The organism is Granulicella aggregans, assembly GCF_014203275.1.
Classification (GTDB): domain Bacteria; phylum Acidobacteriota; class Terriglobia; order Terriglobales; family Acidobacteriaceae; genus Edaphobacter.
The window spans coordinates 15,959-38,886 of the sequence record NZ_JACHIP010000004.1 but is presented as its reverse complement, the minus strand read 5'-3'; the positions used below and the strand labels follow the sequence as shown (position 1 = coordinate 38,886).

The 22,928-nt window shown below is 60.9% G+C and carries 20 protein-coding genes; 12 read left to right on the top strand and 8 right to left on the bottom strand.

Features of this window, described 5'->3' with window-relative positions:
* Positions 1 to 342: 342 nt before the first annotated feature.
* The 3 genes from HDF16_RS13965 to HDF16_RS13955 form a co-directional block, all read right to left on the bottom strand.
* The gene (locus HDF16_RS13965; protein WP_184217649.1) at positions 343 to 1,542 is read right to left on the bottom strand and encodes an acyltransferase family protein; all 1,200 of its coding nucleotides are present in this window, start codon (positions 1,540 to 1,542) and stop codon (positions 343 to 345) included.
* 251 nt (positions 1,543 to 1,793) lie between these two features.
* A complete protein-coding gene (locus tag HDF16_RS13960; protein ID WP_184217647.1) occupies positions 1,794 to 2,459 on the bottom strand; it encodes a hypothetical protein in 666 nt (221 codons plus the stop codon).
* A 174-nt stretch (positions 2,460 to 2,633) separates the two neighbouring features.
* Positions 2,634 to 3,506: an alpha/beta fold hydrolase gene (locus tag HDF16_RS13955; RefSeq protein ID WP_184217645.1), complete on the bottom strand. Its 873-nt coding sequence runs from the start codon at positions 3,504 to 3,506 to the stop codon at positions 2,634 to 2,636.
* A 316-nt stretch (positions 3,507 to 3,822) separates the two neighbouring features.
* Between HDF16_RS13955 and HDF16_RS13950 the strand changes: the two genes are divergently transcribed.
* Positions 3,823 to 4,251 carry a pyridoxamine 5'-phosphate oxidase family protein gene (locus tag HDF16_RS13950; protein ID WP_221312765.1) on the top strand — a complete coding sequence of 143 codons (429 nt, stop codon included), beginning with the start codon at positions 3,823 to 3,825 and terminating at the stop codon, positions 4,249 to 4,251.
* A gap of 105 nt (positions 4,252 to 4,356) precedes the next feature.
* Here the strand turns inward: HDF16_RS13950 and HDF16_RS13945 are convergent, their stop codons facing one another.
* On the bottom strand, positions 4,357 to 5,517 hold the full coding sequence (locus HDF16_RS13945) for an SGNH/GDSL hydrolase family protein (RefSeq protein WP_184217643.1): 1,161 nt from the start codon (positions 5,515 to 5,517) through the stop codon (positions 4,357 to 4,359).
* A gap of 94 nt (positions 5,518 to 5,611) precedes the next feature.
* Between HDF16_RS13945 and HDF16_RS13940 the strand changes: the two genes are divergently transcribed.
* Entirely contained in the window at positions 5,612 to 6,988 is a 1,377-nt protein-coding gene (locus tag HDF16_RS13940) for a M24 family metallopeptidase (RefSeq protein WP_184217641.1), read from the top strand.
* A gap of 55 nt (positions 6,989 to 7,043) precedes the next feature.
* On the opposite strand, the gene HDF16_RS13935 is transcribed toward HDF16_RS13940, so the two are convergent.
* Positions 7,044 to 7,379, bottom strand: a complete 336-nt coding sequence (locus tag HDF16_RS13935) for a cupin domain-containing protein (protein WP_184217639.1) — start codon at positions 7,377 to 7,379, stop codon at positions 7,044 to 7,046.
* 294 nt (positions 7,380 to 7,673) lie between these two features.
* Between HDF16_RS13935 and HDF16_RS13930 the strand changes: the two genes are divergently transcribed.
* The 9 genes from HDF16_RS13930 to HDF16_RS13890 all read left to right on the top strand — a co-directional run bounded on the left by HDF16_RS13930 (position 7,674) and on the right by HDF16_RS13890 (position 18,271).
* Positions 7,674 to 8,021: a PadR family transcriptional regulator gene (locus HDF16_RS13930; RefSeq protein ID WP_184217637.1), complete on the top strand. Its 348-nt coding sequence runs from the start codon at positions 7,674 to 7,676 to the stop codon at positions 8,019 to 8,021.
* 256 nt (positions 8,022 to 8,277) lie between these two features.
* The gene (locus HDF16_RS13925) at positions 8,278 to 10,926 is read left to right on the top strand and encodes an ABC transporter permease (protein WP_184217635.1); all 2,649 of its coding nucleotides are present in this window, start codon (positions 8,278 to 8,280) and stop codon (positions 10,924 to 10,926) included.
* Between the two features lie 408 nt (positions 10,927 to 11,334).
* Positions 11,335 to 11,931 (top strand): helix-turn-helix domain-containing protein, encoded by a 597-nt coding sequence (locus tag HDF16_RS13920; RefSeq protein ID WP_221312763.1) that lies wholly within the window; start codon positions 11,335 to 11,337, stop codon positions 11,929 to 11,931.
* Positions 11,928 to 12,482 (top strand): hypothetical protein, encoded by a 555-nt coding sequence (locus tag HDF16_RS13915; protein WP_184217633.1) that lies wholly within the window; start codon positions 11,928 to 11,930, stop codon positions 12,480 to 12,482. Before HDF16_RS13920 ends, HDF16_RS13915 begins: the two co-directional genes overlap by 4 nt.
* Positions 12,483 to 12,557: 75 nt before the next feature.
* Complete coding sequence (locus HDF16_RS13910; protein WP_184217631.1) at positions 12,558 to 12,758, top strand: hypothetical protein; 201 nt, start codon at positions 12,558 to 12,560, stop codon at positions 12,756 to 12,758.
* A gap of 221 nt (positions 12,759 to 12,979) precedes the next feature.
* On the top strand, positions 12,980 to 14,416 hold the full coding sequence (locus tag HDF16_RS13905) for a flotillin family protein (RefSeq protein ID WP_184217629.1): 1,437 nt from the start codon (positions 12,980 to 12,982) through the stop codon (positions 14,414 to 14,416).
* Between the two features lie 295 nt (positions 14,417 to 14,711).
* Entirely contained in the window at positions 14,712 to 15,383 is a 672-nt protein-coding gene (locus HDF16_RS13900) for a PspA/IM30 family protein (protein ID WP_184217627.1), read from the top strand.
* Positions 15,384 to 15,700: 317 nt separating this feature from the next.
* Entirely contained in the window at positions 15,701 to 16,951 is a 1,251-nt protein-coding gene (locus HDF16_RS13895; protein WP_184217625.1) for a PP2C family protein-serine/threonine phosphatase, read from the top strand.
* 372 nt (positions 16,952 to 17,323) lie between these two features.
* On the top strand, positions 17,324 to 18,271 hold the full coding sequence (locus HDF16_RS13890; protein WP_221312762.1) for a DUF4292 domain-containing protein: 948 nt from the start codon (positions 17,324 to 17,326) through the stop codon (positions 18,269 to 18,271).
* Positions 18,272 to 18,356: 85 nt separating this feature from the next.
* On the opposite strand, the gene HDF16_RS13885 is transcribed toward HDF16_RS13890, so the two are convergent.
* The 3 genes from HDF16_RS13885 to HDF16_RS13875 form a co-directional block, all read right to left on the bottom strand.
* Entirely contained in the window at positions 18,357 to 19,340 is a 984-nt protein-coding gene (locus HDF16_RS13885) for an NADPH:quinone reductase (RefSeq protein WP_184217620.1), read from the bottom strand.
* Between the two features lie 206 nt (positions 19,341 to 19,546).
* Positions 19,547 to 20,602: a Gfo/Idh/MocA family oxidoreductase gene (locus HDF16_RS13880; RefSeq protein ID WP_184217618.1), complete on the bottom strand. Its 1,056-nt coding sequence runs from the start codon at positions 20,600 to 20,602 to the stop codon at positions 19,547 to 19,549.
* 186 nt (positions 20,603 to 20,788) lie between these two features.
* On the bottom strand, positions 20,789 to 21,001 hold the full coding sequence (locus HDF16_RS13875; protein ID WP_184217616.1) for a hypothetical protein: 213 nt from the start codon (positions 20,999 to 21,001) through the stop codon (positions 20,789 to 20,791).
* A 263-nt stretch (positions 21,002 to 21,264) separates the two neighbouring features.
* Between HDF16_RS13875 and HDF16_RS13870 the strand changes: the two genes are divergently transcribed.
* Positions 21,265 to 22,818: a two-component system sensor histidine kinase NtrB gene (locus HDF16_RS13870; RefSeq protein ID WP_246409100.1), complete on the top strand. Its 1,554-nt coding sequence runs from the start codon at positions 21,265 to 21,267 to the stop codon at positions 22,816 to 22,818.
* Positions 22,819 to 22,928: the final 110 nt, after the last annotated feature.

Genomic DNA, 22,928 nt, shown 5'->3' with positions numbered 1-22,928 from the left:
TCGATAACGATGACAAGACAAGACGCGACGCGTCTTGTGGCGCGCAAACCGGCGAGTTATTGTGGCCCTGGCTACGAAGGTAGTTAGCTAATTCGAGTCTGACCCTCTCGATGAGTGATCGAGAGGGCCAGCTTGATTGATTCGAAATCTTAATCCTCGGTGAGTGCCAGATCGCCAATGCATTCACTGATCCGCCGTCAATGAGTGCATCGGCCTGTTGGCAGAAGTTGAGATATCACGGTCGCAGAAGTCCGTAGACACAATGTGACAGATGAGACCGCATTCGCATGGTCTCGAGGCGCACAGCGGCAAAGCTTGTGCTGCAACATTCCTCGTCCAAAATCAGAAACGCGTTGGGTCGTTTGAAAACGCTGGGTCGGTACCTGAAACCTGGACCGCTGCGGCAGGCCGATTACTTCGCAGGAAGCGTCGGCTCAACCACGCGCGAACGGGTTCGTCGTAAAGCTTGAGGCAAGCGTACCCGATCGCCACAGCTGTAACCCAGAGTAGAACGCCCCATCCCGCGCGCTCACCGAGACTACGCGGACTTTGCGTAATCCAACCGGTATAGATGTAGATCAGCGGATAGTGCGTCAGATAAAGCGGGTAGGAGAGGTCGCCTAACGTGCGGCAGAGCCGATTGGAAGCATCGGTGGCCTTGAGATTCCCAGCACCGACAGCAACGATCACCGGAAAGACAGCAATGATGCAGAAGGCTTCGTAGAGGCCGTTCATCCAAAGGTGGCTGGGCCCACCGAAGCGTGGCAGCGCAAAGCAGATAAGCAGGAGCACGCTGCAAAGATAAAAACCATGGCGTACATGGATGCGCTTGCCTGAGCGCATGAGCAGCATACCTGCGAGAAAAGGAAACAGCAGGCGCGCAAAACCGATGTGTAGTTGCGCACCGTTCAGCGCCCAGCCCCCGATGGCATCGCCCTCTCCGGTGACCAGCATGTGAATGAGCAGAATCGCAGAGAGGCCGGTGAGCACGCTCAGCCAGCGAGTCGAGATCTTACGTAGCCATACTGCATAAAGAATATTGGCGATGTACTCGAAGAAGAGAGACCACGCGGGCCCGTCAAGCGGGTGCATCTCGTCCCAGCCCCGTATGTCGAGTTGCGTAGGCAGCGGAAGAAGCGTGCAGCCAAACAGCATGACGGCGATCATCTTCCACGATGGGATGGCAGCGATCAGCGGAAAGGCCGGCCCTCGCTGGAAGTAAAAGAGCGCGCCACCGATCAAGCTGCCCATCACGATCATCGGCTGCAGACGGATAAGGCGACGTTTGTAGAAATCCCACTGGCTCATGCGGGGCCAGCGGTCGTCGTAGGCGTAAGCCACTACAAAGCCGGAGAGCAGGAAGAAGAAGTCAACCGCAAGATATCCATGATTGATGATCTGGTTGAAACGAATGCCACGGTCGTTCGGTTCCAGGGTGTGGAAGGCAACGACGAGCAGGGCGGCCACCCCGCGCAAGCCGTCCAGAACTTCATAGTGATTTTTCGACTGGGGACTGACGGAAAGACCGGAGGCAGTTGTCATGACGGTGGTACCACTATATTGCGCTTAAGACGGGATTGGCCATCGCGGCCTTTGTGCTGCGAAACCAGAGTGAAGTGAACCAGGTTGGGCTCTTTCGGCCCCGGTCCCAATAGGCCTCTTTGAACAGGTGCGAAATCGCCAATGCACTCACCGTCACCGGATCAGTCCCGGCAAGTGCGGGTTATCTTTACCGAGTCCAACTCCAACTGACGACAAGGCCTAATCACCCGGCGAAGCTAAGTTGCGGGTTTTTATTCTGGATCGGCTGCGGTGTGAGTGCGCTTGCCAAGTAGATCGATCTGGCCGGTCATTACGTGGGCGTGCAGGCGATACTCGCCGCCTGCGTCTTGCTTGTGAAAGTCGCGGAAGAATCCGCCCTTGTTTGCGCCGTAGACCTGAGCGTTTACCTGGCCGATTCCAACGGAGACATCTACTTTCCTGTAGTTCCAGGTGTGAGTCGAGGAGATCGTAATCTGTCCTGCTTTGAGTTCGATGTCCTTGTCGCCTACGACGTCCTCCACGGTCACTTGTCCGGCTGGCATCTGAAGTTCGAGATTCGTTTTGTGTGGGACCTCGATGCGGATCTGCACGCCGTTGTGTTCGAGGCGGACGCCGGTGATGGTGAGCCTGGTGTGAGAGGGCGTGCCGGAGAGTTGGAGATGGGTGCGCATGGCGTAGTCGGTGTCGTGTTCCGCGGAGTCGGGCTTGCAGGTGACGTGGATCGTCTCCTTCTCTGTGGCGGCGTCGGTGGGGACGATCTCGATGCCTGCGGGACGCGAGTCGATGGTCAGGAGTGCGCCTGAGTGGAGGGCGGCGTCGAGCGACTGGCCGCATGGGATGGTCGGCTGGGAGAAGCAGGCGCATGTCGACAGGAACAGGGAAGTTAAGGTGACGATGACCTTGCGCGGGGTTTGCATGGGAGATGGCCTCTGCGAGTGGATACGCTGAGAGGGTGGGGATGGTTCCGGTGTGTCTTTGGGGTTCCGTGGCGGACCCACCCATGGCCAAAAGCTTGCCATGGGTGGGGCACCCGGCACCCGGCACCCGGCTGAGGCTTGAGCTGGTGGCAATGTGAGCGAGGCGAACTTTGATCAAGCCAGCAAGTAGGCTGTCACTTCCCGTGCCAAAAGGTCTGGCGCGGTGTACATAGCGTCGTGCTGTTGGCCGGGGAGTACGGTGACATCTCTGTGAAGGGCTTCGGCTACGGTCCGAACGCTAGTGTCCATGGGTTTGGGGCTGTCGCTCCCAAGGAAAAACCTCATCGGTGTTTTGAGCTGCGCGAAGGAGGCCGGGTCGAAATGATATTGGCGTACGGCCGTTATCTCACGGCAGACCGTTGGAGCCAGCTTGACCCGCTGCGGCCAGGAAGGGTCATTGCGAAACTTCGCGATGACGGTTGGAGACAAGCGTGCGTAATCGGTGAAGAAGGTTACGAGAGCCGCCTCATTGTCTCCAGCGGCAATCGCATCGCAGACAGCTTGCGGCGACCGGCTGACCATGCCCCCGGGTACAGGCATGGGCGGCTCGTAAAGGACAGCCCGCTTAAAACGGTTGCTGCGCTTCAATGCTTCCAGGGTTACGATCCCGCCGAAGGAGTGACCGAGCACGAAGACTGGTTCAGGAAGTTGTGCAGCGACCTGAGCGACATCGTCGGCTTCACGCTCGAGCGAGTAGGCTGCGGCGTCCGTGCTATCTCCATGGCCGCGTCGGTCCATGGCGTAGGTGTGGAACTGGGACTGGAGCAGCGGCGTCACGCGCGCCCACGCCTTGCGAAAACTTCCCGCGCCATGGACGAAGAGCAGGCTTGGGCCGGTCCCTCCCTCTTCTAGGGCAATCGAGGTTCCGTCCGACACCTTCAGCCGGAGGAGTCCAGTGGAAGCGTTGTTGACCGGCCCGGCTGCGGCACGAACGGTTCGGGTGACAGCAAGTGCTGCGAGCCCCGCGAGGAATTGACGCCTGTCCATATTGTGGTCCCTTTCCCTTTCGCCACTCTAGACATCTTCACCAAACTTGCACAGTATAGGCTGAGTTCCTCCGAGTTCAGCGTAATCCGGTCATCGATAGCGTCAGTTTAGGTATCGGCTAATTTTTTGGCGGTCCCACGCATCGCTTGAAACAGAGGCGCGATGCATGGGGCACAGATGAGATTGAACGAGGCGGTTCTCCTGAGTCAGAAGAAGTAGATGGGCCCGCCCATGGCCAAGGGCGGGCCATGAGTCAGGCACCCGGCAGAGCCGACAGCCCGCTATCGATAAGATGAACGGTAAGTTGGGGTGTGCGATGGAGAGGCAAGAACTCTACGAATACATGAGGCGTCAGCGATATGGTGTCCTATCAAGCGTATCTACTGACGGAACTCCGCAGTCCGCGCTTGTTGGAGTAGCGATCACGCCGGAACTGGACATCGTATTCGATACGCTCAAGACCTCACGTAAGTATCCCAATCTGCTTCAAGATCCTCGATGTTCGTTTGTCCTCGGCTGGCATGGAGAACAGACGGTACAGCTCGAAGGCGTCGCAGAGCAACCTATCGGAGACGAGCTTCTACGGTTACAAGCTATCTACTTCGAAACATGGCCTGACGGTGCCGCTCGTGCGCACTGGACGGGGATAGTCTGGCTGGTAGTGCGTACGAGATGGCTGCGTTATAGCGACTACAACTTCGACCCGCCGCGCGTATGGGAATCAAAAATCGGCGATCAAGTCTAAGGCCCTTGCGAATGGGGAACTCACCCGATATGCGTCCTGGGAAGCCGGCTTATCTTTACCGACCCAGCTTCAACTGACGGCAAGCTGGGGCCGCAGGGTGATGGACTACCTGGCTTGCCAGATCGTGGGATGGGCTTCGATGAACTCCACCATCTTGGAGCTGATGGTTTTATCGTCGGCAACGGAGGGGTGAGAGTCGCAGCCGGTGAAGGTGAGTTGGTCGAAGGAGATGAAGGTGATCTTCTGTTCGCCGGAGGACTTCATCTTATCGACGACATGTTGACCCTCGGTGGCGATCTCGCCACGGGCGAGGTTGGTGGCCCAGACGATGAGGTAGGCGTTGGGGTTCTTTGCGCGGAGACTCTGGAGGAACTGCATGTAGGTTTGCTCGAAGTCGGCGTGAAGATCTTCGCGGGTCTTCCACTTTTCGTCAGGCTTGAGGCCGGTCGTGAAGTCGTTGGTGCCGAGGCTGACGACGATCACCTGCGGGTGCCAGTTGGGGTCGCTGTAGGGCTGCTGCTTGTCGAGGAGGAGATACGGATAGGCGACGGGGACGAGGTCTCCGGGATTGCCGTGATAGTTGCGGACGACGCCGCGGCCGGAGATGGCGTTGACCTGGTAGTCGGCGTGGAAGTGGGCGGCGGTGAGGGGGCCGGAGGCCTGGGTGTCATCGGTGGCGGCATAGACACCGCCGGGGAGAGCGTTGCAGTCGTGCTGAGGCGAGGTGTTGCCGTAGCCGACGGTGAAGGAGTCGCCGATGAACTCCATCTGGCGAGAGTGCCTGGCTGGGGGCAGCTCTCTTTCGTCAACGGGGATGGAGAAGCCGCCGAAGTGCTGGGGCATGGAGGCGCTTTCGGTGGCGATGTAGAGGGTGGCGGAGTGGCGGGAGTTCGAGAGGCCGGAGACGCGATAGAGGCCGGGCTGAGGGGTGGCGAGGATTAGCGGCGGCTGATTGTCGATGGCCAGGTGGAGGACCTCTCTCGAGACTCCGACGGTGAAGTAGAGCGTGGTGCCCTGGAAGGCGGTGTTGAAGTAGGCGCCGGGCCACTGGGTGACGTAGTCCGGTGTTGCGCCGGAGGAGATGGAGACGCGGCTGGGGGTGGAGAGAGCGAGGAGCTTGAGGGCTGGCGGCTGGGTGACCTTTTCTATTTGGGAGGAGGTTGTAGGAGGGATGTAGGTGGTTTGAGGAGATGGTGTTTGGGCCGATGCGCTGAGGGAGGTTGCGAGGAGAGCTGCGATGGTTCGCTGGAGTGAGATCGTCACCATGGTAGGAAAAGTGTAGCTGAGGGCAGGTCGGGCCGCAGGTGTAGAAAGCGTGGTGCTATACCTCCTACATAGCTGAATTTCAGGGAGCGATTCGATGATGAAGCGGTTTGGAGTGGTGGCATTGCTGCTGGTGGCGCAGGTGGCGTTCGGACTGGAGTCGGTGCCGAAGGGGGAGTATCACGATCGTCGGGTGAAGCTGGGGGCGATGCTGAAGGGCGGCGCGGCGGTGGTGTTTGCGGCGCATGAGCCGGCGATGGAGTACCAGGACTACAGGCAGGATGAGGACTTCTATTACCTGACGGGATCGAATGAGCCGGCGGGGGCGTTGGTGGTGATTGGCGCGGGGCCGGCTGCGGTGACTCGGCTGGGGACGCCGGTGCCGGCGCATGCTTATCGCGAGATTCTGTTTCTGCCGATGCGCAACCCGGTGCTCGAAAAGTATACGGGTGAGAAGCTGGATGCGGCGAGCCCGGGGGCGGCGGAGAAGCTGGGTGTCGATGCGGTGATGCCGTTGTCGCAATTGCCTGCGGTGTTAGGGGCGTTTGTGCAGGAAGATCCTCGGCGGGTGAGGACGGTGTGGACTCAGGTGGGTAACGACCCGCAGGGCGAGCAGGCGCGCGGGGCGATGCGATTCGCGGCGAATGTGCTGGGGGCGGAGGAATTGCAGGTGTCGCCGCAGGATGTGACCGCGCTGACGACAACGTTGCGGATGGTGAAGTCGGCGGCGGAGATTGAGTTGATCCGAAAGGCTACCGATGCTTCGATCGCGTCGCAACTAGCGGGGATGCGTGCGATCAAGCCCGGCGTGCGGGAGAGGACGGTTGCGGGTGTCGAGGTCGCGAAGATGATGGAGGGCGGATGCGAGCGGGTGAGCTATCCGTCGATTGTGGGATCGGGATTCAATTCGACGGTCCTGCATTACTCGGCGAATGAACGGGTGATGGAGAAGGGCGATGTGGTGGTGATCGATGCTGCCGGTGAGTACTCGATGTATGCGAGTGATTTGACGCGGACGATGCCGGTAGGTGGTAAGTTTACGGCGCGACAGCGGGAGATCTACGACATCGTGCTGGGGGCGCAGAATGCGGCGAGAGCGGCGTTTGTGGCGGGTAAGTCGAAGATGGGGAACGTGAGCCAGAGGGGGGCGGATGCTCCGGCGGACCTGCTGGACAAGGTTGCGTATGACTACATCAATACGCATGGCAAGGACCTCCATGGCGAGCCGCTGGGGAAGTACTTCGTGCATGGGCTTGGGCATGGGGTCGGGATCGATGTGCATGACCCGGCGGATTACAGCAAACCATTTGATGTGGGGTCGGTGTTCACGATCGAGCCGGGGATCTATATCCCGGAGGAGAAGATCGGGGTGCGGATCGAAGATACGTTTTATGTGGATGCTTCGGGGAAGTTGATTGATTTTGCGGAGAAGCTGCCGCATACGGCAGATGAGGTTGAGGCGGCTATGCGGTAGGGTTCGTGGCGGCCCACCCATGGCCAAAGGCTTGCCATGGGTGGGCACCCGAGTCTTACTTTGCGCTGGGCCAGGTGGTGTTGGGTTCGCCTTGGCGGACGGCGTAGGCGATCAGGAATTTTATGGGTTCGGTTTGGCTGGCGTTCCGGCTGACGCGGTGGTGGCTGGCTCGGTCGGAGAAGCTCTGGCCGGCGGTGAAGGTCTCTTCGGGATCGTCGTCGAAGGCAGAGATGATGGCGCCTTCGAGGACCATGCCGACGCCGGGGACGGGATGCGAGTGGTTGCTGGCGTCGGCCCCGGGTGGGTAGGTGATGAGGAAGAGACGCATCTCCCAGCCGGGTAGGCCGTCGATGGGCGTGGTTTGGAGGAGTTCGCGGGTGACTTCGGGCATGGTGGGTATTTTGGCATAACGGGCTTGATTCGGGTGTTTCGTGGGTGAAAGCTTCGGGCGGTTGTGGTGATTCAAGCGGGGTGGCGGGTCCTTCGCTGCGCTCAGGATAACGGCAGAAACTAGCAACGACAAGAGCAACGGCAACGGCAACGGCAACGGCAATGGCAACGGCAACGGCCACAACAGATCCTCCGCCTCCGGCGAAGGATGACAAGTCTTTGCGGGTTGAGGATTCCTATTGCTTTCCCATAGGGAATGTGATTTTATTCCTATGGTTAGGCAATAGGAGACTCTATGGGTGCGAAAGATCGGGCGGATGTATGGCAGGGGACTTTGGCTTTGATGGTGCTGAAGACTATCGAGGCGATGGGGTCGCTGCATGGGTATGGGATCGCTCGGCGGATTGAGCAGACCAGTGGGGACGTGCTGGAGTTGAACTATGGGACGCTCTATCCGGCTCTGCTGAAGCTGGAGCAGGAGGGCGCGATTGCGGCTGAGTGGGGCGTCTCGGAGAATAATCGCAAGGCTAAGTTCTATTCGCTGACTCGGGCGGGGCGGAAGCAGCTGGCGCGCGAGGCGAAGAACTGGGAACAGACTACGGCTATTCTGGCACGGTTTCTTGCTCCGGATGAGGCGGTATGAGAGGGCTGGGGAAGTTTGTACATCCCACCCATGGCCAAAGGCGAGCCATGGATGGGGCACCCGGGTTTTGGGGGAGACCCACTCATCGCGCGAGACAAAGGCGCGATGAATGGGGCACATGGTGGTGGCGCATGGTGAGAGAGTCCCACCCATGGCCGAAGGCTAGCCATGGGTGGGGCACCCGATTTTGTGGCGAATTGATCCCACATCTCAGAGGCGAGATGTGGGGCACCCGGTTTGTCGGGGGTGAGGCGGTATGAGATGGGTGCGGGTTTTGCTGCGGCGGGTGGCGGGGATCGTGCCTAGTGGGCGGCGCGAGTTGGAGATGCGTGCGGAGATTGAGAGCCACCTTGTGATGCATATCGATGACAACGTGCGGGCGGGGATGGATGCGCGTGAGGCTCGGCGGCAGGCGATTTTGAAGTTGGGAGGAGTCGAGATGACGAAGCAGGCTTATCGCGAACAGAGTACGTTGCCGTTTCTTGAGACGCTGATGCAGGACCTGCGATTCGCTGCGCGGCAGTTGCGGCGGAGCCCGGGGTTTGCCGTGACGGCGGTGGCGATGCTGGCGTTGGGGATGGCGGCGAGCGTGGCTATCTTTGCGTTTGTCGATGCGGCGTTGATTCAGCCGCTGCCTTATCGGCAGCCTACGCAGCTGGTCGATGTGACGGAGACGATCGCGATGATGGGGCGGGCGAATCTTTCTTACATGGATTACGTGGACTGGAAGCGGGACAACAAGGTGTTCAGCTCGTTCGCGGCTTATACGGGGACGGGGGCGTTGCTGCCGACCGATAAGGGATCGGAGGTGGTCACGGGGATGAGGGTGACGGATGGGTTCTTTCGGACGCTGGGAGTTGTGCCGGTGGTGGGGCGTGACTTCTATGCGGGAGAAGACCAGCCGGGGGCGGCGAAGAGTGTGATCCTGAGCTATCCGGCTTGGCAGCGGAGGTATGCGGGAAGCAGAGACGTGATTGGAAAGACGGTTGAGCTTAGCGGCGTTCCGATGACGATTGTGGGCGTGCTGCCGGAGAGCTTTCAATTCATTCGCAGGAACAATGCGGAGTTCTGGGAGGTGCTGCAGCAGAGCAAGGGGTGTGAGGACCGACGGAGTTGCCACAACCTGATCGGCGTGGCGCGGGTGAAGGATGGCGTGACGGTTGCGGCGGCGCAGGCGGAGATGGAGACGATTGCCGATCGGCTGGAGGGGCAGTATCCGGACTCGAATCGGGGGCAGAAGGCGAGCGTGATTCCGCTGTCGGAGGCGTTTATTGGGGACATGCGGCCGATCCTGCTGACGTTGCTTGGAGGGGCTGGATTGCTGCTGTTGATTGCTTGCGTGAATGTGTCGAGTTTGTTGCTGGTGCGGTCGGAGAGCCGGCGGCGGGAGATTGCTGTGCGTGGGGCGCTGGGGGCATCGCGAGGGCGGCTGTCGCGGCAGTTCATCACCGAGGCGTTGTTGCTGGTCGGTGCCGGTAGCGTGATTGGGCTGGTTGCGGCGCTGGGGGCGATGAAGCTTTTGTTGCATCTGCTGTCGAAGGACATGCTGGTGCGGATGCCGTACCTGAATGGGCTGGGTGCGAATCTGCATGTGATGTTGTTTGCCGGTGGGGTGGCTCTGATGGCGGCGGTGGTGTTCTCCGTGACGCCGATGTTGCGGCTTGCAGGCGTGAATGTGCGCGAGGGGCTGGCGGAGGGATCGCGCGGATCGGCGGGAGTATTGTGGCGGCGGCTGGGATCGCATTTAGTGGTGGTGGAGCTGGCGATTGCGGTGGTGCTGCTGGTGGGCGCGGGGTTGCTGGCGAAGAGCTTCTACAAGCTGCTGAATGTGGAGATGGGATTTGTGCCGGACCACCTGGCGACGATCTCCGTGGCAATGCCGGACCTGCAGTATGCGGATGGGGTGAAGCAGACGGCGCTGATGAAGCGAGTGGTGGATGAAGTCTCCGCGCAGCCGGGAGTGAAGGCGGCGGGAACGACGAGTGTCCTGCCTTTGAGCGGGAATGGGAATACGGATTGGATTCGGTTTGTGGGGCGGCCGTATGACGGGAAGCATATCGAGGTGAATGAGCGCGAGGTGAGTCCGGGATTCTTCGCGGCGTTGGGAACGCGGCTGTTGCGGGGGCGGCACTTCAACGATGCGGACGATGTTTCGAAGCCGAAGGTGGTGATGGTGAACGAGGCGTTTGCGAAGAAGTACTATCCGGGCGAGGATCCGATTGGGAAGGTGTTTGGCGGCACGGGGCTCGACCCAAAGACGTTGCGGACGATTGTGGGAGTTGTGGAGGATGTGCGGGAGGCGTCGCTCGATACGGAGACGTGGGCTACGGAGTATGAGCCTTTTGCGCAGAGTCCCGATTCTTACTTCAGCCTGGTGGTGCGGACTTCTCAGGATGAGACGGGAATGATGCCTTCGATTGTGGCGGCCATTCACAGGATCGATCCGGCGCTGGGAACGGCGGACGAGGCGACGATGGGGGCGCGGATCAATGACTCGGAGACGGCGTATCTGCACCGGTCGTCGGCGTGGCTGGTGGGTGGATTTGCGGTGCTGGCTCTGGTGCTGAGCGTGGTGGGGCTGTATGGGGTGATTGCTTACTCGGTGAGCCAGAGGACGCGGGAGATTGGGGTGAGGATGGCGCTGGGGGCGCAGCGCGGCAGTGTTTATGGGCTGATTCTGCGCGAGGCTGGGTGGCTTGCGGGTTGGGGGATTGTGGCGGGGCTGGGGTGCGCGGTGGGAGCGGCGATGCTGATGCGATCGTTGTTGTTTGGGACGGCGGCGTGGGATGTGGGGACGCTGGGAAGTGTGGCGACGGTGTTGGGGGTGTCGGCTATGGTGGCTAGTTATCTGCCGGCTAGGCGGGCGGCGATGGTTAACCCGGTGGAGGCTTTGCGGGCGGAGTAAAGGCGGTTCGTGCTTTGCACGAATGTCCCACCCATGGCCAAGTGCGAGCCATGGGTGGGGCACCCGATTGGTGGCGGAAAGGTTCGAGCGGTTGTGCGGGGTGCGGGAGGGGTGGCGGGTCCTTCGCTTCGCTCAGGATGACGGCAAAAACTGCAACTGCAACTGCAATTGCAACGGCACAGCAGGGCAACGGCAACAGCAGGTCCTTCGACTGCGTCCCTCGCGGTGAAGCGCTGCGAGGGACTTCGCTCAGGATGACGGGGTTTGGGGAGTGGAGAAGAGCGGCTCGTGCTTTGCACGAATGTCCCACCCGTGGCCAAAGGCGAGCCACGGATGGGGCACCCGGATTTTCTCGCTGGGTGAGGCCTATAGGCATCTTGCGTCGTATTGCGGATTGCGATATAAATATTGCGATTCGTAATACGAGGGTTAGACGCAGTGAAGCTGGCGGACAAGGTTCGGTATCTGAGAGAGGTTGAGGGGTCGCTGCGCGGGTTGGGGCGGGCGATGACGCAGCAGGAGCTTTTGAAGGCGATTGCGGCGGAGACGAAGGGTAAGGGGTTGTCGCAATCTTATCTTTCGCAGCTGGAGTCGGGCTCGCGGCCGCATTTGACCAACACGACGCGGCTGCTGCTGGCGAAGTTCTTCAAGGTGCATCCGGGATATCTGGTGGAGGACCCGGAGGACTTTCAGGCGGAGCTGCGGACGGCGGAGATCATCGAGGACAAGCTGGATCTTTGGCTGGTCGGCGGGGCGGAGAGGTTTGGGCGGAAAGATCCCGAGCTTTGCAGGGCTTTGCTAGCGGTGTCGCAGCATGCGGATTCGCGGCGGTGCTTGTTGCTGCTGGAGGCGGTGTTGAAGACGCCGGCGCTGGTGGAGAGGCTGGGGGCTGCGCTGGGGCTTGATGGGACTTCGGTTGTGGCCGAGTCCGATAGCAAGAAGGCTGGGAAGAAAGACCGTAAAAAGGGCGGCAAGAAGGACTCACGGAAAGAGGACAAGAAGTGACCACTGTTTATCTGGTGTGTTTTGTGTTGGGGCTGGTGATGAGTGTTCTGGCGATGTTTACCGGGCTGGGACGGGTGCATGTGGGGCATATCCACTTTGGACATGGGCATGTTCCTACCCATACGCATGGTTCGGGGAATATGTCGGTGCTGAATGGGTTTACGCTTCCTGCGTTTCTCTGCTGGTTTGGTGGCGTGGGATACCTGCTGCGGTCGCATACTGGGCTGTTTGGAGTGCTGGTGATGTTGATTGCGGCGGTGTCTGGAATTGGTGGGGCGGCGGTGATCTACGGCGTGCTGTTCAAGGTGCTGCTACCGCGGGAAAGGGTCTTGACGGCGGAGGAGACGCGGATGGATGGCGTGGTAGCTCGGGTGTCGGATGAGATACGCGCGGATGGCGGGCTGGGGGAGATTCTGTTCTCGCAGACGGGAGCGCGGAGGAGTGCTGCGGCCAGGAGTGAGACGGGAGAGGCGATCGAGCGGGGGACCGAGGTGGTGGTGTTGGGGTATGCGAAGGGAGTGGCTACGGTGAGCCGGTTGGATGATGTTTGAGGTTGGTGGCGGACCCACCCATGGCCAGAAGCGAGCCATGGGTGGGGCACCCGGTACACGGCGGAGGAGACGCGGATGGATGGCGTGGTGGCTCGGGTGTCGGATGAGATACGCGCGGATGGCGGGCTGGGGGAGATTCTGTTCTCGCAGACCGGCGCGCGGAGGAGTGCGGCGGCCCGGAGTGAGACGGGAGAGGCGATTGAGCGAGGGGCCGAGGTGGTGGTGTTGGGGTATGCGAAGGGAGTGGCTACGGTGAGCCGGTTGGATGATGTTTGAGGTTGGTGGCGGACCCACCCATGGCCAGAAGCGAGCCATGGGTGGGGCACCCGGTACGAGTTGGTGGCCGGAAAGGTTTGAGCGGGTGTGGTGATGTGAGCGGTCTCGGGGTCCTTCGACTCCGCGCTTTGCGCTCCGCTCAGGATGACGGATTTCTCACGGTTTGAAGAGTAAACAAGGTTTGGAGAGAGGACAAAGGGAGTTTTATGGAGACGTCGGTGATGACAACGGTAATTGTGGGTGGGTTGGTAGTTGCGCTTCTGGCTTTGTTGATTGCGCTGGCTCGGATGTTTCGCAAGGCCGGGCCGAATCAGGCCATTATTGTTTACGGATTTCGTGCGCCTCGGGTGATCAAGTCGGGCGGCGCGGTGATCTTTCCGGTGGTCGAGACGTATCGCGAGTTGACGCTGGAGCTGATGAGCTTCGACGTCGCTCCGCAGCAGGACCTTTATACGAAGCAGGGCGTGGCGGTCACGGTCGAGGCGGTCGCGCAGATCAAGGTGCGGAGCGATAACGAGTCGATTCTGACGGCGGCGGAGCAGTTCCTTTCGAAGACTCCGGACCAGCGCGAGGGGTTGATTCGGCTGGTGATGGAAGGGCATCTGCGCGGGATCATTGGGCAACTCACCGTCGAGCAGATTGTGAAGGAGCCGGAGATGGTCGCCGAACGGATGCGGGCGACTTGCATGGATGACATGTCGAAGATGGGGCTCGAGGTGGTGAGCTTCACGATTCGCGAGGTGCGCGACAAGAACGAGTACATCACCAACATGGGACGGCCGGATGTGGCGCGGATCAAGCGCGACGCGGAGATTGCGGCGGCTGAGGCGGAGCGTGATACGGCGATCCGTCGGGCGAACGCTCTGCGCGAGGCGGCGATTGCGAAGGCGGCTTCGGATCAGGATCGGGTGATCGCGGAGACGGCTTCATTAGGTAAGCAGGCGGAGGCGCAGAGGGACCTTGCGATCCAGAAGGCGCAGTATACGGAGCAGTCGCGGCGGCAGGAGGCGAATGCAGATAAAGCCTATGAGTTGCAGACGAATGTGATGCAGCAGCAGGTTGTGGCCGAGCAGGTGAAGATCCTGCAGATCGAGAAAGAGCAGCAGATCAAGGTGCAGGACGCTGAGATTCTGCGGCATGAGAAGGAGCTGATCTCGACGGTGCTAAAGGGGTCGGAGATTGAGTCGCGGCGGATACAGAATATTGCTGCGGCGGAGAAGGCTCGGTTGACCATTGAGGCTGAGGGTCGGGCGGCTGCTGCCCGGGTACAGGGCGAAGCGCAGGCGGCGATTACCAGGCTGCAGGGTTCGGCTGAGGCGGACATCATCTTCAGCAAGGGTGAGGCCGAGGCGAAGGCGATGAATGTGAAGGCCGAGGCTTACCAGGAGTGGTCGCAGGCTGCGGTTGTGGACAAGATCATCTCGAACATGGCTGAGGTGGTGAGGGCGATGGCGGAGCCGCTGAAGAACGTGGACAAGATCACGATTGTGTCTACGGGCGGAGATGGTGGAGGTACGGGCATGGATAAGGTTACGGGCGATATGACGAAGATCGCGGCGCAGGTGCCGGCTCTGTTTGAGGCGCTGAGCGGGATGAAGATGTCGGAGCTGATGAAGAACGTGAAGCCTATGAAAGAGCGGGAGGAGAAGGAGAAGTAGTGGCGGTCCCACCCATGGCCAAGTGCGAGCCATGGGTGGGGCACCCGGGTTGTGGCTGAAAGGGGCGGGCGGTTGAGGTGATGTTGGCGGTGTGGCGGGTCCTTCGCTTCGCTCAGGATGACGGCTAGGACAGGCAACGGCAACAGCAAGGGCAACAGCAAGGGCAACAGCAAATGCGGGGATTCTTCGCTTCGCTCAGGATGACGGGGCTGGGGCGGTTACCGTGGTGGTCCCACTCATCGCGATAAGGCTGCGATGAATGGGGCACAGAGTGGTTGCGGTAGAGGAGGATGAGATGGCGCTATTGGAACGAGTTTCTACTTTGATGCGGGCGAATCTGAACGATCTGCTGAGTAAGGCGGAGGATCCGGCGAAGCTGGGGAAGCAACTGGTGCTGGATATGGAGAACCAGTTGATGCAGGTGAAGACGCAGGTGGCGATTGCGATTGCCGATCAGCATCTGCTGAAGAAGAAGCGGGCGGAGCAGGAGGAGTTGGAGGCGACGTGGTCGCGGAAGGCGGAGGCGGCGGTGGCGAAGGGGCAGGATGAGATGGCTCGGGCGGCGCTGGAGCGGGCGATCTCGTACCGGAAGATGGCGGTGGGGTTTGGGCAGCAGTATGACGACCAGGCGGCGGAGGCGGAGACGCTGAGGGCGGCTTATGGTCGGCTGGAACGGAAGCTGGTGGAGACTCGGGGACGGGTGGAGCTGCTGGTGGCTCAGCATCGGAGGAATGTGGCGGCGAAGCGGGCGGGGGTGGCGTTGGGTGGGGGTAGCCACGCTACGGCTCGGCTGGGGAGGATCTCGGCGGCGGTGGCTGAGGCTGGAGTGGAGGCGGGCGTGGCTCGGGCGATGGTTGAAGTGGAGGGGATGGAGTCGCTCGACGACCGGTTCGAGGGGATGGAGAGGAATGATGAGGTGGAGGCTTTGTTGTTGGAGTTGAAGGAGCGGCAGTTGAGGCTGGGGTGAAGAGGAAGTGGCGTGGACCCACCCATGACCAAGGGCGAGTCATGGGTGGGGCACCCGGCGGTTGGCTTGGTCCGATTGTGGCTGTCCCACTCATCGCGAAAGACAGAAGCGCGATGAATGGGGCACAGAGCGGTGCCGTGGATATTTCCCGCATCTCTCCCTACCCTTCCTCCCTTCTCCCCATTCCCTACACCTACTTCCGGTGGGCAAGAGCGGGCGGGAGGGGACTTTCGGCGGGAGGTTACCAGAATGTGTAGGCCGCGGGCATCATATCGAAGTATTCTCTGGGTACACGAATACATTGGGCCGAGGTGGGCATGGAGAGCGCGGTTCTTGAGCACGCAAGCGCGGACAAGATTACACGGGCGATCTTCGAGCATGCGACTCGGATCGGGCGGGAGACTCAAACCGACGAGCTGGTGCGTCTGAATGCGGACTTCGCGCGGGACCTGCTTGGTGCCGATCGGTGCAGCCTGTGGCTGATCGACAGGCCGGCGGGCGAGCTTTGGACGAAACTCGCGCATGGGTCCGATGAGATACGGATTCCGCTGGGTAAGGGTGTAGTGGGGGCTTGCGTCGAAGAAGACGCTCCGATGCTGGTGAACGATACGCGGAACGAGCCGCGGCAGCTGCGGAGGGTGGATGAGTCGAGCGGGTATCGGACGGAGTCGATCCTCTGCGTTCCTCTGCGGGCCGAGGGGCGGGTGATTGGGGCCTTCCAGCTGCTGAACAAGCCGGGTGGGTTTCATGATGGCGATATTGGCCTGCTGGGGCTGCTGGCGCACTTTGCGGCGGAGGCGATCGAAGGCGAGCGGCTGCGGCGCGAGGCTCTGGGCGCGAAGCTGATGCGGCATGAGCTGAAGCTGGCGCATGATGTGCAGGACCGGCTGCTGCCGGAGAATCCGAAGGGTATTGAGGGGTTGGAGTGCGTGGGGTGCTGCCGCCCCGCTCGGTTGATCGGCGGGGATTATTACGATCTGCTGCCGCTGCGGCGGGGCGGGTTCGCGGTGACGCTGGGGGATGTTTCGGGCAAGGGAATTCCGGCGGCGGTGATGATGGCGAGTATCCAGACGCTGCTGCGGAGTTTGTTGCAGAGGGAAGAAGATCTTGCCGTGCTGTTGAGCGATTTGAACCGGACGCTCTATATGAGCTCGACGGCGGAACGGTACTCGACTTTATTCTGCGGGGTGATCTCGGAGGACCGCCGGTCGCTGACGTATGTGAACGCGGGGCATGTGCAGCCGCTGCTGCTTCATGCGGATGGCGAGCTAGAGAGGCTGCCAGGGGATGGGTTGCCGATTGCGCTGCTGCCGGAGGCGGTGTACGAGCAGACGACGGTGGCGCTGAGGCCGGGGGATCTGCTGGTGGTGGTGTCGGATGGGATCGTCGAGGCTTGCAATGCCGAGGGTGATTTCTGGGAAGAGGAAGAAGTTGAACGGGTGGTGCTGGCGCATGTGGACTGCGCGGTGCATGGAGTTCCGGGGGCGTTGTGTACGGCGGTCGATGAGTTCGCGGGTGAGGCGGAGCAGTACGACGATATGACGGTGGTGGCGGTGAGGGTGCTGTAAGGGCTGGGTGTAGGGGGTAGGGTGTGGACATGCGGGGGTCTCTCCACTGCGCTCCACTGCGGTCGAGATGATGGACCTTCCCACCTGGCGCCGATGAGTGGTGAGATTTCGTGGCAGACCCACTCATTCGCGATGAGACTGCGAATGAATGGGGCACGAGGTTGAGATACGGAGTTGTGGCGTGTGGTGCGGTCGAGGATCATTTAGAAGCTCAGAGTGGGGTGGGAGCGTCTAAAGGGGGTGTCGATCGCGAGACGAACCTGTTTGCGCGGCGGCTCCAATTTCCGAACGTTGCCGGCCTCATGGCCATACGCTTCAGGCAGGGGTGATTCCCTGGCTGGCGGCAGCGCCTCAAAAGAGGGGCATTTATACTTGTCTAGCGTGTTTTCCTCCCTCAAAAAAGCCGGGTTTCTGTTTTCCGTTCTGCTGCCGATGTCACTGAGTCTTTCGGGTTGCTATAAGACGACCCGCATCGTGGAGAAGAACGTCGCTCCTGCGGTGGTGAAGGACGCGACGGTCGGCGACCTGGTGAAGCAGTTGAACGGCAACTATGAGGCCATCAAGAGCTTCAATGCTTCGGTGACGATTGCGGCGAGCACGGGCGGCGGACGTACCGGGAAGATCACCGACTATACGGCGTTCAAGGGCTACATCCTGATGCGGAAGCCGCGCGACCTGCGGGTGATCCTGCAGGTGCCGGCGTTTGGGTCGGTGGCGATGGATATGGTCTCGGATGGGACGAACTTCAAGCTGATCATCCCGTTCCAGAACAAGGCGAGGGTGGGGACGGACGAGGTGAAGACGCCGTCGAAGAACTCGCTGGAGAATTTGAGGCCGGGGATCTTCTTTGACTCGATCCTGCTGCGGAGCGTGGGAGCGGACGAGTCGGTGACGCTGACGGAGAGCGAACGGACGCTGCCGCCGGACCCGAAGACGCATGCGATTCTGCTGGAGCCGGACTATGACCTGGTGATCCTTGGGCAGCCGAAGAGCGGACATCTAAAAAGCGGGCCGGAGGATGGGACTCTGGCGGCCTCGATCCTGACGACCAGGCGGGTGATTCACTACAGCCGCGAGACGCTGCTGCCGTATAAGCAGGACATCTACGACGAGACCGGGCGCGTGGTGACGTCAGTGAACTACGGCAGGTACCAGAAGTATGGGGAGATCGAGTTTCCCGGCGAGATCGATATAACGCGGCCGTTCGATGAGTATGCGTTGAAGATCACGATTGTGAAGCTGACGCCGAATCCGACGCTGGATGATGAGCAGTTCAAGCTGGAGATTCCGGCGGGGATGACTGTACAGCGGATGGATTGAAGGAACGGGTTGGGTGGGAGCTCGTGCTGGCATGAGCTCCCGCCCGCCTCTTCACCAGCGGGCGAGTGAAGAGGCGATGAAGTCATTACCTGGATGTGTCGACGATAATTTTTGCGTTGGCGCCGGACTCGACGCGTTCATGAGCTTTCGCAACTTCCGATAAAGGAAAGACCTCAACCTGCGGATGTTGCAGCGCACCCCGCTTCAGCAGAGGAGTGAGTGTGTCGATGGCAGCCTTCCTCACCGTAACGGGGAGGTTGTAGACGATAAAGAAGTGCAGGTTGGCGAAGCCCACAATCATCGACCTGAAGGGAACTTCGATCACACCGGCCCCTGACCCATAGATGATTACATCGCCACCGAACTTCAGCAGGTCCCCATACTTGCTGGCATTTGCCGCTGCGTCCACTTCGATGATGACGTCCACGCCTTTGCTGTCCGTGATCTCACGCACCGCAGCGACCACATCTTGCTCATTCCGATTGATAACCCACTCGGCACCGAGCCGGGAAGCGAGTTGGCATTTTTCCTTGCTGCCTGCAACGCCGATGACTCTCGCGCCCGAGAGCGCGGCAAGCTGGGTCGCATAGCCACCTACCGCTCCGGTCGCCCCGTAGACGAGAACTGTCTTCCCGAGAAGACCGCCGCAAGCGTGCACCGCGTACCAAGCCGTCAAGAGCGGAATCCCAAGGGAGGCACCCGTTTCCATGGAAGCGTTTTCCGGGAGAGCCGCTACCTGGTTCTCCGGCAGGGCAATCAGTTCGGCGGCGGTACCGAACGGGCGCTTCCACTGCCCGTTAATCGTCCAGACTCGCTGTCCGACCCTTTGCGGTGAGACCCCCTCACCGACTGCCTCGATGACGCCAGCGCCATCGCTGTGTGGAATGACGCGAGGGAACTCCATTGCAGGATTTGTGCCGCCAGAACGGGATTTGACGTCTGACGGATTTACGCCCGAGTACGCAATGCGTACCAGGACTTCGCCGGATTGTGGAACAGGATCTGGCTGCTCGCCGACGATGAGAACGTCGCGAGCAAGGCCTTTTGCGGAGTAGTAGGCAGCTTTCATAGTCGTCAATCTCCAAGCTAGTCCAGTAAGGATCAACTCTTAACAATGCTTACTGCGCCGGCTGTTGAGCGCCAAGACCTTCTCTGGCTTGCAGTCCATCCGCTTCATGAGTTCGCCTATGGACCATGCCTGGAAGCAGCTTGCGCACGGTATCTACAAATCACCTATGTGATGTGCAGCGACAAGAAACGATCTGCCGAAGCATCCTAGCCGAGGCCGGCGCGCTTTGCGTGGGCTTCGATGGCGCTTGTGATTTCGAGCGCGAGGGAGAGGGCTGCGGTGGCGTCGGCGGCGGAGACTGTGGGTGTCTCGCGGGTGCGGACGCAGTGGAGGAAGGATTCGATCTCCAGGCGGAGGGGTTCGCCCTTGGGGACATCGATGTTGCGGAGACCGAGACCGGGGGAGGGATGATCTCCCGACTTTGCAGCGGCCAGCAGGGCGGCTAGCCGGGTGGGGTTCAGGGCTGCGAGGGCGGAGACGTCGGGGGCGTCGATGATCAGTAGGTCCTGGCGGGCGAAGTCCAGCGAGAGATATTGGCGGGGCTGGAAGAAGCGGAGTTTGCGGACGCGCTCGGTGCTGACACGGCTGGCGGTGAAGTTGGCGATGCAGCCGTTTTCGAACTCGACGCGGACGTTGGCGATGTCGACCTTTTGCGAGAGGACGGGGAGGCCGACGGCGCGGACCTCGCGGACGGGCGAGGCGACGAGCGAGAGAACGATGTCGAGGTCGTGGATCATGAGATCGAGGACTACGTCTACGTCGAGTGAGCGGGGGGTGAAGATGCTGAGCCGGTGGGACTCGAAGAACATGGGGTGGTTGAGGTGGGCGCGGGCGGCGGCGACGGCGGGGTTGAAGCGCTCGAGGTGGCCTACCTGGACGATGCGGTCGAGAGTCGCGGCTAGGTCGACGATGCGGTTGGCTTCGGATTCCGTCGCGGCGATGGGCTTTTCGATGAGGATGTCGATGCCGGCGAGCAGGAGTTCTTCGGAGGCGGCGGCGTGGTGGATGGTGGGGACGCAGACGCTGGCGGCGTCGAGCTTTATGCCGGACGCGAGGGCTTCGGCGATGGTGGTGAAGCCGGGGATGGCGTAGAGCTCGGCCGCGGCGGCGAGGGTTGCGGGGTCGCGGTCGATGACGGCGATGAGCTCGACGTGTCCTGCGGCTTCGAGTTCTTTGTAGACGCGCAGGTGGTTCTTGCCGAAGGCTCCCGCCCCGGCTACCGCTACTCGCAGGGGGCGGGTGCTGGTGTTTGCTTCGGTCACGTTCGTTCCTCGTTTGCCGAGTCAGAGGTTCGCTGGAGGCCCTTTCGATAGAAAGGGCCGAGCGGCATCGGCGGTGCTTGCTCGCTCGGTGTCCTTCGATTGCGTCCGTCGCAAAGGCGCGACGGACTTCGCTCAGGATGACGGGTTTCTTTGGCAGCGAAATTTCCTGCTCACCGTACTCGCTGCTTAATCTTCGAGTGGGGCTTCGACGGCCTGTCGGCACTTGGCGTAGAGCTCGAGGAGGCTGGTGACCTGGTCTTCGGGCTTGGCGGAGCTGGGAATGCCGAAGCCGGTGGTGGAGCCGGTGGACTTGCCGCCGACGTTTGCCGTTGCCGCAACGAACTTGAGGAGGTCGAGGGCGATGTCTTCGGTGCGGCGGGCAGTTTGATTCTGATCCATTAGAGCGTTCCTCGTTTCTGTCTTCCTGTTGATGTTAATGCCTGGGAGGGGAGTGCGCCAGTGAGGGCGGTCCGCGGCAGCCCGTCGAAGTGATCCTGCATCGAAAAAGATAGGCCAGCAAGCTTCCGTCGAAGGCGGAGCGATGGCGGCAGAGGTAAGAGAGTTCTGCAGGTAAGCGACTTTGGGCCCGGTAATCGATCGCGCGGGTGGTAATTCAAGTTCCGAGTCATGCCGGTCGAATACTTTTTAGTGGGGTGCCCGCGATGGCGAGTTCAACGATATTCAAGGCCGAAGTGTTGCCGAACGACGAAGACCTGCCGCAGATGGAGGCGGCAGACAAACCGGTGGCGGTCGGAATTTTGATTCAGGATGCGATGAACTGGCGCCTGATTGAGACGGCGGCGACTCAGCTTGAACTTCGCGCTGTCAAATTGCAAGTCGACAGGCTGGACTTCGCGGAGTTGGCGTCGTTCGAGATGATTATTGCGGAGGAGCCGTACGCTCGGCAGATCCAGGGGATGCTGGGGGAGCGGGAGAGGCAGGCTGAGGGGATCAACCCGGCGATCATTGCTGTATACATCGGCGACCGGCCGATCGGGCCGGCGGGGTACCAGGTAGACGGCGTTCTGACGTTGCCGCTGGAGCCTGCGCCGCTGGTCGCGCAGTTGAGCCTGATGCTCTATGCGCATCGGGCGTTCGCGCGAAAGTATCACTCGGCCCTAGAGGAGTTACACCTTAATCGAAGGATCTTCCGGTCGGTGACGAGCGGGATCTCCGTGGCGAATGCGTTCGAGCCCGATCTGCCGCTGGTGTACGTCAATCCGGCCTTTGAGGTGATGACAGGGTATTGCCTTGAAGATGTCGTGGGAAAGAACTGTCGTTTCCTGCAACGGGACGAGTCGAGCCAGCCGGGTCTGGATGTGATTCGCGAAGCGATCCGCGAGGGGCGCGAGGCGCTGGTGGTGTTGAAGAACTACCGGAAGGATGGGACGTTCTTCTGGAATGAGCTTTCGCTGTCGCCGATCCGGAACCGTCATGGCGTGGTGACTCACTTCGTGGGTATCCAGACGGACGTGACGGCGCGGGTTGAGTTCGAAGCGGCGCTGCGGGAGAGCGAGAAGTTGGCGGCGGTGGGACGGCTGGCGTCGTCGATTGCACATGAGATCAACAATCCGCTGGAGTCGGTGATGAACCTTCTCTACCTAGCGCAGCAGACGGACGACCCGGCTGAGGTTCGGCGTTATCTGCAGTCTGCGGATGGGGAGTTGAAACGGGTCTCGCTGATTACGTCTCAGTCGCTGCGGTTTTATAAGCAGTCAACGCGGCCTACGGCCATCGATCCGGAGGAGATGCTTGATTCGGTGAGCAGCATGTATGCGGGGTTGATGGAGAACTCGAACGTGTTGCTGCGGCGGCGATACCGGACCGAGCGGACCATTGTGTGCCTGGAGAGCGAGATCCGGCAGGTGTTGAACAACCTGGTGCGGAACGCGATCGACGCGATGCGGGTGCGGGGCGGAACGCTGGTGTTGCGCAGCCGGGAGGCTGTGGAGTGGCGTACCGGAGCTCGGGGAGTGGCGTTTACGGTGGCCGATACGGGTAGCGGCATGAGCGCGGAGACGATACGGAGCATCTATACCGCGTTCTTTACTACGAAGGGGATTGGCGGGACGGGACTGGGGCTTTGGATCAGTAGCGAGATCGTGGGCAGGCATAAGGGCAGGTTGCTGGTGAGGAGTAGTCAGCGGGACGGGAGGCGCGGGACGGTGTTCGTGCTTTGGCTGCCGTTTGAGGCGGGGGTAGTGGGACGGGAGTAGGTGGTTTACGTCCCACCCATGGCCAAGTGCGAGCCATGGGTGGGGCACCCGGGCATTGGTGCCGGGTAGAACCAATGCTGGGTTTCTCTCCACTTCGCTGCGGTCGGGTC

Bases quoted from the DNA above. Each gene is read 5' to 3' on its own strand.
- HDF16_RS13940 (WP_184217641.1), top strand. From the start codon at position 5,612: ATGATGAAGCGGTTTGGAGTGGTGGCATTGCTGCTGGTGGCGCAGGTG.
- HDF16_RS13900 (WP_184217627.1), top strand. From the start codon at position 14,712: ATGGCGCTATTGGAACGAGTTTCTACTTTGATGCGGGCGAATCTGAAC.
- HDF16_RS13875 (WP_184217616.1), bottom strand. From the start codon at position 21,001: ATGGATCAGAATCAAACTGCCCGCCGCACCGAAGACATCGCCCTCGAC.
- HDF16_RS13895 (WP_184217625.1), top strand. From the start codon at position 15,701: ATGGAGAGCGCGGTTCTTGAGCACGCAAGCGCGGACAAGATTACACGG.
- HDF16_RS13910 (WP_184217631.1), top strand. From the start codon at position 12,558: ATGGATGGCGTGGTGGCTCGGGTGTCGGATGAGATACGCGCGGATGGC.
- HDF16_RS13955 (WP_184217645.1), bottom strand. From the start codon at position 3,506: ATGGACAGGCGTCAATTCCTCGCGGGGCTCGCAGCACTTGCTGTCACC.
- HDF16_RS13950 (WP_221312765.1), top strand. From the start codon at position 3,823: ATGGAGAGGCAAGAACTCTACGAATACATGAGGCGTCAGCGATATGGT.
- HDF16_RS13935 (WP_184217639.1), bottom strand. From the start codon at position 7,379: ATGCCCGAAGTCACCCGCGAACTCCTCCAAACCACGCCCATCGACGGC.
- HDF16_RS13870 (WP_246409100.1), top strand. From the start codon at position 21,265: ATGGCGAGTTCAACGATATTCAAGGCCGAAGTGTTGCCGAACGACGAA.
- HDF16_RS13925 (WP_184217635.1), top strand. From the start codon at position 8,278: ATGAGATGGGTGCGGGTTTTGCTGCGGCGGGTGGCGGGGATCGTGCCT.
- HDF16_RS13965 (WP_184217649.1), bottom strand. From the start codon at position 1,542: ATGACAACTGCCTCCGGTCTTTCCGTCAGTCCCCAGTCGAAAAATCAC.
- HDF16_RS13930 (WP_184217637.1), top strand. From the start codon at position 7,674: ATGGGTGCGAAAGATCGGGCGGATGTATGGCAGGGGACTTTGGCTTTG.
- HDF16_RS13885 (WP_184217620.1), bottom strand. From the start codon at position 19,340: ATGAAAGCTGCCTACTACTCCGCAAAAGGCCTTGCTCGCGACGTTCTC.
- HDF16_RS13905 (WP_184217629.1), top strand. From the start codon at position 12,980: ATGACAACGGTAATTGTGGGTGGGTTGGTAGTTGCGCTTCTGGCTTTG.
- HDF16_RS13945 (WP_184217643.1), bottom strand. From the start codon at position 5,517: ATGGTGACGATCTCACTCCAGCGAACCATCGCAGCTCTCCTCGCAACC.
- HDF16_RS13960 (WP_184217647.1), bottom strand. From the start codon at position 2,459: ATGCAAACCCCGCGCAAGGTCATCGTCACCTTAACTTCCCTGTTCCTG.